Annotated in this window: 1 protein-coding gene; it reads left to right on the top strand. The window is 46.5% G+C overall.

The window, feature by feature from the left end; all coding sequences use genetic code 11:
- Positions 1 to 16 precede the first annotated feature (16 nt).
- On the top strand, positions 17 to 273 hold a 257-nt coding region (locus SAY88_RS26185; RefSeq protein WP_431308925.1), incomplete at its 3' end, for an eL15 family ribosomal protein.

The following is a 273-nucleotide window of genomic DNA, read 5'->3' as shown; positions in this document are numbered from 1 at the left end:
CAAGCCTTCATTTACAATGGGGGCTTACAAGTACATTCAGGAACTGTACAGAAAAAAGCAGTCAGATGCCATGAGGTATCTGCTGCGTATCAGAGTGTGGCAATATCGACAGATGACCAAAATGCACCGTGTCGTGAAGCCCTCAAGACCTGACAAAGAAAGAAGATTGGGATTTAATAACAAGCAAGGTTTCTGCATTTTTAGGATCCGTATCAAGAGGGGAGGTAGGAAACGCCCAGTCCCAAAGGGTGCCACCTATGGCAAGCCCAAGAG

It is taken from the genome of Halalkalibacter flavus, from assembly GCF_036663575.1.
GTDB classification, from domain to species: Bacteria; Bacillota; Bacilli; order Bacillales; family Bacillaceae_D; genus Halalkalibacter; species Halalkalibacter flavus.
This window is presented reverse-complemented; position numbering and strand designations above follow the sequence as displayed.